Origin of the sequence: Pseudomonas sp. GL-B-19 (genome assembly GCF_019956415.1) — a bacterium.
GTDB lineage: Bacteria > Pseudomonadota > Gammaproteobacteria > Pseudomonadales > Pseudomonadaceae > Aquipseudomonas.
In genome coordinates this window covers 134,919-145,952 of record NZ_JAHBDK010000013.1, presented here as the reverse complement: position 1 = coordinate 145,952, position 11,034 = coordinate 134,919, and the positions used below count along the sequence as shown (strand labels likewise).

General features: G+C 59.5%; 8 protein-coding genes. 2 read left to right on the top strand and 6 right to left on the bottom strand.

Annotated features, from left to right (window positions below):
- Positions 1-234 precede the first annotated feature (234 nt).
- Positions 235-1,695: a D-alanyl-D-alanine carboxypeptidase/D-alanyl-D-alanine-endopeptidase gene (dacB, locus tag KGB06_RS03065; protein WP_223511772.1), complete on the bottom strand. Its 1,461-nt coding sequence runs from the start codon at positions 1,693-1,695 to the stop codon at positions 235-237.
- Positions 1,696-1,929: 234 nt separating this feature from the next.
- On the opposite strand from dacB, the gene KGB06_RS03060 reads away from it, so the two are divergent.
- A complete protein-coding gene (locus tag KGB06_RS03060; protein ID WP_007896965.1) occupies positions 1,930-2,274 on the top strand; it encodes a YggL family protein in 345 nt (114 codons plus the stop codon).
- Between the two features lie 135 nt (positions 2,275-2,409).
- Here the strand turns inward: KGB06_RS03060 and KGB06_RS03055 are convergent, their stop codons facing one another.
- The gene (locus KGB06_RS03055) at positions 2,410-3,600 is read right to left on the bottom strand and encodes a benzoate/H(+) symporter BenE family transporter (RefSeq protein ID WP_223511770.1); all 1,191 of its coding nucleotides are present in this window, start codon (positions 3,598-3,600) and stop codon (positions 2,410-2,412) included.
- A 355-nt stretch (positions 3,601-3,955) separates the two neighbouring features.
- Here KGB06_RS03055 and KGB06_RS03050 point away from each other — a divergent pair, with 355 nt between their 5' ends.
- Positions 3,956-4,720 carry a GntR family transcriptional regulator gene (locus KGB06_RS03050; protein WP_223511768.1) on the top strand — a complete coding sequence of 255 codons (765 nt, stop codon included), beginning with the start codon at positions 3,956-3,958 and terminating at the stop codon, positions 4,718-4,720.
- Positions 4,721-4,900: 180 nt separating this feature from the next.
- On the opposite strand, the gene guaD is transcribed toward KGB06_RS03050, so the two are convergent.
- From guaD to xdhA, 4 genes are all read right to left on the bottom strand, one after another.
- The gene (gene guaD / locus KGB06_RS03045; RefSeq protein WP_223511766.1) at positions 4,901-6,205 is read right to left on the bottom strand and encodes a guanine deaminase; all 1,305 of its coding nucleotides are present in this window, start codon (positions 6,203-6,205) and stop codon (positions 4,901-4,903) included.
- A gap of 8 nt (positions 6,206-6,213) precedes the next feature.
- Complete coding sequence (xdhC, locus tag KGB06_RS03040; RefSeq protein ID WP_223511764.1) at positions 6,214-7,059, bottom strand: xanthine dehydrogenase accessory protein XdhC; 846 nt, start codon at positions 7,057-7,059, stop codon at positions 6,214-6,216.
- A gap of 115 nt (positions 7,060-7,174) precedes the next feature.
- Complete coding sequence (gene xdhB, locus KGB06_RS03035; RefSeq protein WP_223511762.1) at positions 7,175-9,574, bottom strand: xanthine dehydrogenase molybdopterin binding subunit; 2,400 nt, start codon at positions 9,572-9,574, stop codon at positions 7,175-7,177.
- The gene (gene xdhA, locus KGB06_RS03030) at positions 9,567-11,021 is read right to left on the bottom strand and encodes a xanthine dehydrogenase small subunit (RefSeq protein ID WP_223511761.1); all 1,455 of its coding nucleotides are present in this window, start codon (positions 11,019-11,021) and stop codon (positions 9,567-9,569) included. The genes xdhB and xdhA overlap by 8 nt, the downstream gene beginning before the upstream one ends.
- Between the last annotated feature and the right edge of the window lie 13 nt (positions 11,022-11,034).

The following is an 11,034-nucleotide window of genomic DNA, read 5'->3' as shown; positions in this document are numbered from 1 at the left end:
ACCGATATGTGGCGCGCTACAACAATGTAAGGCGCCACAGCTACAACGGTTACCACTCGCCGGTAGCGGCAGAAAAGATGGCGGCGTGAGAACCGAAAACAATGTCCAAAATTACTGGACCAGATCAGCTTGCCCGCGAAAGCGGTGTGTCAGTCAACATAAATGCTGGATGACACACCGCATTCGCGGGCAAGCCCGCTCCTACATTGGATCTTTGGTGTTCTTTAGACTGGGTTATAGCACCGAAGCCGTTTCCGGCAGTTTCGGCTGGCGATACAGGTCCAGCAGCACCTGATCCAGTACCGAAGACGCGCCAAACGGTGCCTTGTCGTTAAGGATCGCCACCACTGCCCAAGTGTTGCCATTGACGTCGCGGCTGAAGCCGGAGATGGCGCGTACGGTGTTCAGAGTGCCCGTCTTGACGTGGGCTTCGCCGCGCATCGCGGTGGTTTTCAGGCGTTTGCGCATGGTGCCGTCGGTGCCGGCAATCGGCATCGAACTGATGAACTCGGCGGCATACGGGCTGTGCCATGCCGCTTGCAGCATGGCTGCCATTTCACGGGCGCTGACGCGTTCGGAGCGGGACAGGCCGGAACCGTTCTCCATCACCAGGTGCGGCGCCGTGATGCCTTTCTTCGCCAGCCACTGACGGACCACACGCTGCGCGGCCTTGGCATCATCCCCGTCGGCATCGGTGCGGAACTTCTGCCCCAGGCTCAGGAACAGTTGCTGAGCCATGGTGTTGTTACTGTATTTGTTGATGTCGCGGATGATTTCCGCCAGGTCCGGCGAGTAAGCCCGGGCCAGCAATTTGGCACCGCTTGGGGTGGGCGCGAGTACATCCTTGCCCTGAATGCTGCCGCCCAGTTCTTTCCAGATGGCCCGCACAGCGCCAGCGGTGTAAGTCGCGTGGTCAAGCAGCGACAGGTACGTCTGGGAGCTGCAGCCATCGCCCAACTGGCCACCGACCGTCACGGTCATGCTGCCATCGGCCTGGGTCACCGGGTTGTAACGCACGCCACCGGTGCATTGCTTGGAGTTGACGGCTTTGACCTGGTTTTCGATACGGATGCTGGCAATCGGCGGTTCCACCGACACCAGCACCCGGCCGTTGTCGTTGCGCGCCACAAAGCGCAGGGCCTTGAGGTTGACCATCAGCGAGTCGGGCTTGACCAGGAACGGCTTGTTCTCGTCGTTGCCATCATCATTGAACTCGGGCAATTGCGGTTGGGTGAAAAAATTGCGGTCCAGCACCAGGTCACCGGTGATTTGCGTCACGCCGTTGGCGCGCAGATCGCGCATTAGCAGCCAGAGTTTTTCCATGTTCAGCTTAGGATCGCCGCCACCCTTGAGGTAGAGGTTGCCGTTGAGGATGCCGCCGCTGAGGGTGCCGTCGGTGTAGAACTCGGTTTTCCACTGATGGTTCGGGCCGAGCATTTCCAGCGCGGCATACGTGGTGACCAACTTCATGGTCGAGGCCGGATTGACCGAGACGTCAGCGTTGAAAACGGTCGGGGTGCCTGGGCCTGTGAGCGGGATCATTACCAGCGATAGGGCGCTGTCTTGCAGTTTACTGGCCTTGAGGGCTTTTTCGACGTTGGGCGAGAGCGCGGTGTTGACCGGGGCGGCGGAAACGGAAAGGGCCAGAGGAAGAATGAAACTGGCCAGCAGCAATGGACGTAAAGACTTGATCATGTGCAATAAAACCCTACAGGCGAGGGGGAAAAAAACGAGGGCATGGCGATAAAATCCCTCAGTGGTCATGAAAGTGTCGGCATTATGCCCCAAGGCTTGAAGTCGTGTGCCGTGCCATACCCCTCTAATCCGCTATTTTTTTACCAGTGGTCAGACATGCACCCCAGAGAGTCGGGCAATTAGTGGCTTAAACTGCTAAAGTGCCGCCCGTTATTACTTTTGAGGATTGTTCCAATGGCGACTAACCGTTCCCAGCGTCTGCGCAAAAAACTGTGCGTCGATGAATTTCAAGAGCTGGGTTTCGAACTGAACCTGGATTTCAAAGAAGATTTGGCTGATGAAGCCATTGATGCTTTCCTCGACGCGTTTCTGAAAGAAGCCATGGAAGCCAACGGTCTGGGCTATGTTGGCGGCGACGACTTCGGTCTGGTTTGCCTGCAGAAGCGTGGCTCGGTATCCGAAGAGCAGCGTGCTGCTGTTGAAGCCTGGCTCAAAGGCCGCAGCGAACTGACTGAAGCAACCGTCAGCCCGCTGATCGACGTCTGGTACCCGGAAAAGCCGATCAATCCGGTAGCTTGATGTCATAAAAGAAGCGGCGACCCAAGGGTCGCCGTTTTTTTATGCGCGAGATCGCAGCCTCGTTGCACTCGACAGCTCCTACAGGATGAACGCGTTCCATGTAGCAGCTGTCGAGTGCAACGAGGCTGCGATTTTTCAGTTACTACGCCAATTCAAAATCACCAGCGTCAACACCCCCGCGACAATCCCCCAGAACGCCGAACCGATGGAAAACAGCGTCAGCCCCGAGGCCGTGACCATAAAGGTGATCAACGCCGCTTCACGTTCCTTCACCTCGGTCATTGCGATGCTCAAGCCATTGATGATCGAGCCGAACAACGCCAGCGCCGCAATCGACAGCACCAACTCCTTCGGCAACGCGGCAAACAGCGCCGCCAGCGTCGCGCCGAATACCCCGGCAATCCCGTAGAAAATCCCGCACCAGACGGCGGCCGTGTAGCGCTTGTTGCGATCTTCATGGGCATGCGGCCCGGTGCAAATCGCTGCGCTGATGGCCGCCAGGTTGATCCCGTGGGAGCCGAATGGGGCCAGCAGCAATGAGGCGATGCCAGTAGTGGTGATCAGCGGTGAAGCCGGCACGGTATAACCGTCGGCGCGCAGTACGGCGATGCCCGGCATGTTCTGCGAGGTCATGGCCACCACGAACAGCGGAATGCCGATGCTGATGGTCGCGGCCAGGGAAAAGTGCGGCGTGGTCCAGACCGGCGTCGCCACTTCCAGATGGAAACCACTGAAATCCAGCAGCCCCATGAACCCGGACAACGCCGTGCCGATCAACAGCGCGGCCAGCACGGCATAACGTGGCGACAGGCGCTTGATCAGCAGATAGGTGAAGAACATGCCCAGCACCAGCCCGGTGCGATGCTGGGCGGCGACGAAAATCTCGCTGCCGATCTTGAACAGAATCCCAGCCAGCAGCGCCGCAGCCAGGGACGCCGGAATCTTCTTCACCAGCCGTTCGAAGCTGCCGGTCAAGCCACAGATTGTCACCAGCACCGCACACGTGATGTAGGCGCCGATGGCCTCGCCGTAACTCACACCGCCCAGGCTGGTGATCAGCAACGCGGCACCAGGTGTCGACCAGGCAATTGTGATGGGGGTGCGATAACGCAACGACAGGCCAATCGAGCACACGGCCATGCCAATCGAGATCGCCCAGATCCACGACGAAATCTGTCCGCTGGTCAGGCCCGCCGCTTGTCCGGCCTGGAACATCAGCACCAGAGAGCTGGTGTAACCGGTCATCATCGCGATAAACCCGGCGACGATGGCCGATGGCGAGGTGTCGGCCAATGGTCGGAGCTGCGTGTGCGTGGCGTCGTTCATGACAGCGGTGTTCCTTCTGATAAAAATGTCCGAAACGCCACTGAACCCTGTAGGAGCCGAGCTTGCTCGCGATGGCGGTGGGTCAATCGACACATGTGTTGACTGGCGAGACGCCATCGCGAGCAAGCTCGGCTCCTACAGGGATCGCGTTCAAGCGGCGGAATCTGCGTTCAAGCCTAAACTCAAACGTAGCGGATCGTTGCAATACAGCGGAAGCGACAAACAGCCGTACAGTCGTGTTGCCACCATCCATTGTGTACAATCGCCGTGTTTTTTACGCGATACTTGCCAGCGACCCACTGTGCCGTATTACAGTCACGGTCAATTCGCCGCAGTTCTCCCGACTCGAGTGCCCATGAACGAACAGTTGCAGCCCCTAAAGAAACAACCGCGTACAGGCAAAGCCGGTCGCAGCGGTACCCAGGACGATATTGTCTACGCGCATATCTTCGAGGCCATTCTCGAACAGCGCCTGGCGCCCGGCACCAAGTTGAGCGAAGAAGCGCTGGGGGAAATTTTCGGGGTCAGTCGCACCATCATTCGCCGCGCACTGTCGCGCCTGGCCCATGAAGGCGTCGTGCTGCTGCGTCCGAACCGTGGCGCGGTCGTCGCCAGCCCGAGCGTCGAAGAGGCCAGACAGGTGTTCTTTTCGCGCCGTCTGGTTGAGCGGGCGATCACTGAGCTGGCGGTGCAACACGCGACCGCAGAGGAGCTCGCCGAGTTGCGGCAGATGGTCAGCGATGAGCGCGACAGCTTCTCCCGGGGCGATCGCGGTGCCGGCATCCGTCTGTCGGGTGAATTCCACCTGAAACTCGCTGAAGCGGCGAAGAATGCGCCCCTGATCAGCTTCCAGCGCAGTCTGGTGTCGCAGACTTCGTTGATCATTGCCCAGTACGAAAGTGGCAACCGTTCGCACTGTTCCTACGACGAGCACACCCAGCTGATCGACGCCATCGAAGCGCGCAACGCTGAGCTGGCGGTGAGTTTGATGATGCATCATATGGATCACATCGACAGCAAACTCAACCTTGACGAAGAAAGTGCGTCGGATGATTTGCACGCGGTGTTCTCGCATTTGTTGCAGACCAAGAAGCCAGGGCGGCCGAGCGCGAAACTCTGATAGACCGAGTTGCCCCATTCGCGAGCAGGCTCGCTCCCACAGGGTTTTGTGTTGAATGCAAAATTTGTGATCAGCGAAGATCCACTGTGGGAGCGAGCCTGCTCGCGATGGCGATCTGACGGACAATAAAAATCCCCCAGGCTGTTAAGCAGTGGGGGATTTTTTTATGCCCGGAAAAACTCAGCGCTGATGCACCAGATTCCCCGCGGCATACGTCTGCAGAACAGTGCGGTCATCCCCCAGCGTCATCAACACAAACAACGTCTCGGCGATGTTGTTTGCCTGCTTCAAGCGATAGCTCAGCAGTGGCGTGGCGTTGTAGTCCAGCACCAGGAAGTCCGCGTCGGTGCCCGGTTTCAGCGTGCCGATCTTGTCTTCCAGTCGTAGCGCTCGCGCACCACCGAGCGTGGCCAGGTACAGCGATTTGAAGGGGCTCAGGCGCGCACCTTGCAACTGCATGACTTTGTACGCTTCGTTCAAGGTTTGCAGCAGCGAGAAACTGGTGCCGCCGCCCACATCTGTACCCAGGCCGACATTCAGTTTGTGTTTCTCGGCCATCGGCAGGTTGAACAAACCGCTGCCAAGGAAGAAGTTCGACGTCGGGCAGAACGCGATCGCCGAGCCGGTTTCTGCCAGCCGTGCGCACTCGTCGTCGCACAGGTGCACGCCGTGGGCAAACACCGAGCGCTCGCCCAGCAATTTGTAGTGATCGTAAACTTCCAGGTAGCCTTTGCGTTCCGGGAACAGCTCCTTGACCCACTCGACTTCTTTCAGGTTTTCACTGATGTGGGTCTGCATGTACAGGTCCGGGTATTCACTCAGCAACTGGCCGGCAAGGGTCAGTTGTTCCGGGGTGCTGGTCGGGGCGAAACGCGGGGTGACGGCGTAGTGCAAGCGGCCCTTGCCGTGCCAGCGTTCGATCAGCGCCTTGCTTTCGACGTAGCTGGATTCGGCGGTGTCGGTCAGGTAATCCGGCGCATTGCGGTCCATCATCACCTTGCCGGCGATCATGCGCAGGTCGAGCTGTTCGGCGGCCTCGAAGAACGAGTTCACCGATTGCGGATGCACGCTGCCGAACACCAGCGCGGTGGTGGTGCCGTTGCGCAGCAGTTCCTTGATGAAAATGTCGGCCACTTCATCGGCATGAGCCTTGTCGGCGAACTGGCGTTCGCACGGGAAGGTGTAGGTGTTGAGCCAGTCCAGCAGTTGCTCGCCGAAGGCGCCGACCATGCCGGTTTGCGGCAAATGGATGTGGGTATCGATGAGGCCCGGTGTGATCAACGCATCCTGATAATGAGTGATCTCGATATCGGTCGGCAGCGTCGGCAGCAAATCGCTGGCGTGGCCGAGCGCACTGATCTGGCCGTTATCGACTACCAGCAAGCCGTCTTCGAAATACTCGTACGAGGCTTCGATCCCGACTTCGGCGGGGTCGGCGATGCTGTGCAGGATGGCGGCACGGTAGGCTTTGCGAGTCAAAGGCATGGGAGTTCTCAGTTAGAGGCTTGACTGCGGCGTGAAGCTGGCAGCAGTTTGGCAATCGATGATCCGGCGCTGGCGGTCTGCTGGCCGAAATTCGCGTTATAGGTGGCGATGATTTCGCCGGCGATGGAGATGGCGATTTCCACAGGCAACTTGCCTTTGACTTCGCCGATGCCCATTGGGCAACGCATGCGTTGCACAACGCTGTTGTCGAAACCGCGATCACGAAGACGATGTTCAAACTTCACCCGTTTGGTCTTCGAACCGATCAGGCCGAAGTAGGCGAAGTCATTTCGTTTGAGGATCGCGGCGGTGAGTTCGAGGTCGAGCTGGTGATTGTGGGTCATGACGATGCAATAGCTGCCGGCGGGCAGGTCGTCGATTTCATCCACCGGTTCTTCGCTGACAATCTTGCGCACGCCGTGGGGGATCTGTTCAGGGAATTCGTCTTCCCGCGAATCGATCCAGCGCACCCGGCAAGGCAGGCTGGCGAGCAGTGGCACCAGTGCGCGGCCAACGTGACCGGCGCCGAACACGGCGATCTGCGCCTGCACCTGGCCCATCGGTTCGAACAGCAACACCGTCGCGCCGCCGCAGCACTGGCCAAGGCTGGCGCCGAGGCTGAAGCGCTCCAGGTGCGTGTCCTGTTTGCCGCTGGCGAGCATGTCGCGGGCGATCTGCATGGCCTTGTATTCCAGATGCCCGCCACCGATGGTGTCGAAGGTCTGGGTGGCGCTGATGACCATCTTCGAACCGGCATTGCGCGGCGTCGAGCCGAGCTCTTCGATGATGGTCACCAACACGCAGGGTTCACCCTGGGATTGCAGGTCGGCGAGGGCGTCGATCCAGTTGTACATGTTTCACCTCAACATCTCTGTTGTCTGTTCGGGCCTCTTCGCTGGCAAGCCAGCTCCTACAGGGGAACGCAAAACCTGTAGGAGCTGGCTTGCCAGCGAACCAGGCGACGCGGTCCTAGAGCGAAGCCAGCTCGGTTTCAGCTTCCACGGCTTTCACCGCCTTCAACTGCCGCATCTGCTCACAGCCCCACAGCACCCGCTCCGGGGTCGCCGGTGCGTCGATTTTCGGTTGATGCTTGTAGTCACCGAGGCTCGCCACGGCATCCTTGATCGCACACCACGACGCAATGCCCAGCATGAACGGCGGCTCACCCACAGCCTTGGAATGGAACACCGTGTCTTCCGGATTCTTGCGGTTTTCCACCAGCTTCACCCGCAGGTCCAGCGGCATGTCCGCCACGGCCGGGATCTTGTAGCTGGCCGGGCCGTTGGTCATCAGTTTGCCCTTGTCGTTCCACACCAGTTCTTCCATGGTCAGCCAGCCCATGCCCTGGATGAATCCGCCCTCGACCTGGCCGATGTCGATGGCCGGGTTCAGCGAGGCGCCGACGTCGTGGAGGATGTCGGTGCGCAGCATCTTGTATTCGCCGGTCAGGGTGTCGACGATCACCTCGCAGCACGCTGCGCCAAAGGCGTAGTAGTAGAACGGCCGCCCCCGCGCCTGGCTGCGGTCGTAGAAAATTTTCGGGGTCTTGTAGAAGCCGGTGCTCGACAGCGACACCTGAGCGAAATACGCCTGCTGGATCAGCGCTTCAAACGTCAGGATGTGATCACGAACCCGCACGTGACCGTTGTGGAATTCCACGTCTTCTTCGCTGACCTTGTAGTGCCGTGCGGCAAATTCGACCAGGCGTTTTTTGATGATTTCAGCCGCGTTCTGTGCCGCTTTACCGTTCAGGTCGGCACCGCTGGACGCCGCAGTTGGCGAGGTGTTTGGCACCTTATCGGTGTTGGTCGCGGTGATCTGCACGCGTTCCATTTCCACCTGAAATACTTCGGCCACGACTTGCGCGACTTTGGTGTTCAAGCCCTGGCCCATTTCGGTTCCACCATGGTTCAGGTGGATGCTGCCGTCGGTGTAGACGTGGATCAGTGCGCCGGCCTGGTTGAGGAAGCTGGCGGTGAAGGAAATACCGAATTTCACCGGGGTCAGCGCCAGGCCTTTTTTCAGGATCGGGCTGTTGGCGTTGTAGCGACGAATCGCTTCGCGGCGCTCAAAGTACTGGCTGCTTTCTTCAAGTTCGGCGGTCATTTCTTCGAGCATGTTGTGCTCGACAGTCTGGTAGTAATGCGTGACGTTGCGTTCGGTCTTGCCGTAGTAGTTGGCCTTGCGCACGGCCAGTGGATCGAGGCCCAGATGGCGGGCGATCGCATCCATCACTTCTTCAATCGCGACCATGCCTTGCGGGCCACCGAACCCACGGTAAGCGGTGTTCGACGCGGTGTTGGTCTTGCAGCGATGACCGTTAATGGTCGCATCGCCCAGGTAGTACGAGTTGTCGGCGTGGAACATCGCACGGTCGACAATCGACGCCGACAGGTCCGGTGAGCAGCCGCAGTTACCCGCCAGTTCCAGCGCGATGCCGTGCAGGCGGCCGGTGCTGTCGAAGCCAACGTCGTACTCGACGTAGAACGGGTGACGCTTGCCGGTCATCAGCATGTCTTCAACGCGCGGCAGGCGCATTTTGGTCGGTTGACCGGTGAGGTGTGCGATCACGGCGCACAGGCACGCAGGACTTGCTGCCTGAGTTTCCTTGCCACCGAAACCACCGCCCATGCGGCGCATGTCGACGACGATTTTGTTCATCGATACGTCGAGCACTTCGGCGACGAGCTTCTGCACTTCGGTCGGGTTCTGCGTCGAGCAGTAGACGATCATCCCGCCATCTTCAGTCGGCATCACCGATGAGATCTGGGTTTCGAGGTAGAAGTGTTCCTGTCCGCCGATGTGCAGCGTGCCCTGGATGCGATGCTCGGCCGTTGCCAAGGCACCCGCAGAATCGCCGCGCTGATGCGTGTGGCTGTCGAGCACGAAGTGGCGTTTGCGCAGGGCTTCGACCACGTCCAGCACCGGCTCCAGATCTTCGTATTCGATGATCGCGGCCATGGCGGCCTTGCGTGCGGTTTCGAGGTCTTTTGCCGCAACTGCGAGTACTGGCTGACCGACGAACTGCACGTCATCAATCGCCAGCAACGGGTCGCCAGGCAACAGCGGGCCGATGTCTTTCAGACCCGGCACGTCTTCGTGGGTGATGGCGATGCGTACGCCTTCGAAGGCATAGCATGGCTTGGTATCGATGCTGATGATTTTCGCGTGGGCGCGGTCCGACAAGCGTGCGTAAACGTGCAGCTGGTTCGGAAACTCCAGGCGGTCGTCGATGTACTGCGCTTCACCGGACACATGTTTGGCGGCGCTGTCGTGCTTGACGCTGCGGCCGACACCGGTGGTCAGGTCCTTGGCGAACAGTTCAGCCAGTTCGGCTTGGGTCTTCTCTACAGCGTGATGATTAGACATAAGCGGTCACCCGAGTCTCGATGTGCGGTGTTTGCAGTTCGATGAAGTATTTACGCAGCAGGTTTTGCGCGCTGAGCAGGCGGTATTCCTTGCTGGCGCGGAAGTCCGAGAGCGGCGTGAAATCTTCGGCCAGTGCGGCGCAGGCGCGTTCGACGGTGGCGTGATTGAACGGTGCACCGAGCAATACTTTTTCGCAGGCGCTGGCACGTTTCGGTATGGCCGCCATGCCACCGAATGCCACGCGGGCATCAGCGATCACGCCGTTTTCCAGACGGATATTGAACGCGGCGCAAACGGCGGAGATGTCATCGTCCAGACGCTTGGAAACCTTGTAGGCGCGGAACAGTTGCTCGGCGCTGGCACGCGGCACGATGATCTTCTCGATGAACTCGCTTTCCTGACGCGCAGTGACCCGGTAATCGATGAAGTAATCTTCCAGGGCCAGGGTGCGACGGGTTTCGCCCTTGCACAGGACGATCTGCGCGCCGAGAGCGATCAGCAGGGGAGGCGAGTCTCCGATGGGCGAGGCGTTGCCGATGTTACCGCCGAGGGTGCCTTGGTTGCGGATCTGCAGCGACGCAAAACGGTGCAGCAACTCACCGAAGTCCGGGTACTCGGCGTTCAACGCTTCGTAGCAATCGGAGAGGGCAGTGGCTGCGCCGATTTCCAGGCAATCGTCAAAACGGTCGATGCGCTTCATCTCGGCCACGTTGCCGACGTAAATCATCACCGGCAAGGTGCGGTGGAACTGCGTGACTTCCAGCGCCAGGTCTGTACCGCCGGCCAGCAGGCGGGCTTGTGGATAAGCGTCATAGAGATCGGCCAGGTCAGCGAGGGTCAGCGGCACCAGACAGCGCTTGTCGCCGCTGTTGAGTTCGCCAATGGACGTGGGGGCAATGGCTTTAAGGCGAGCAATGGTGTCGGCTTCGCGCGCATCGAACTGGTCCGGTTGCTTGCCGCAGCAGGACTGCTCGGCAGCTTGCAGAATCGGCCGATAGCCGGTGCAGCGGCACAGGTTGCCGGCCAGCGCTTCGTGGGCTTTGTGTTGGTCCGGTGCGTCACTGTTCTTTTGCAGGGCAAACAGCGACATGACGAAGCCTGGGGTGCAGAAACCGCATTGCGAACCGTGGCACTCGACCATGGCTTTTTGAACGCTGTGCAGTTCGCCTTGGTGTTTGAGGTCTTCAACGCTGATCAGTTGTTTGCCGTGCAGTGACGATACAAACGTCAGACACGAATTGAGGCTGCGATAGCGAATGTGTTCGCGGCCATCGTCATCCGTTTGCAACTCACCGACCACCACGGTGCAGGCGCCGCAGTCACCGCTGGCGCAGCCTTCTTTGGTGCCGGGTTTGCCCACATGGTCGCGCAGATAGTTGAGCACGGTCAGGTTTGGGTCCAGGGCGTGCTCGCTACGGAGTTCCTGGTTAAGTAAAAACTGGATCACGGAAGGCCTCGCA

Bases quoted from the DNA above. Each gene is read 5' to 3' on its own strand.
- dacB (WP_223511772.1), bottom strand. From the start codon at position 1,695: ATGATCAAGTCTTTACGTCCATTGCTGCTGGCCAGTTTCATTCTTCCT.
- xdhB (WP_223511762.1), bottom strand. From the start codon at position 9,574: ATGTCTAATCATCACGCTGTAGAGAAGACCCAAGCCGAACTGGCTGAA.
- guaD (WP_223511766.1), bottom strand. From the start codon at position 6,205: ATGCCTTTGACTCGCAAAGCCTACCGTGCCGCCATCCTGCACAGCATC.
- KGB06_RS03060 (WP_007896965.1), top strand. From the start codon at position 1,930: ATGGCGACTAACCGTTCCCAGCGTCTGCGCAAAAAACTGTGCGTCGAT.
- KGB06_RS03055 (WP_223511770.1), bottom strand. From the start codon at position 3,600: ATGAACGACGCCACGCACACGCAGCTCCGACCATTGGCCGACACCTCG.
- KGB06_RS03050 (WP_223511768.1), top strand. From the start codon at position 3,956: ATGAACGAACAGTTGCAGCCCCTAAAGAAACAACCGCGTACAGGCAAA.
- xdhC (WP_223511764.1), bottom strand. From the start codon at position 7,059: ATGTACAACTGGATCGACGCCCTCGCCGACCTGCAATCCCAGGGTGAA.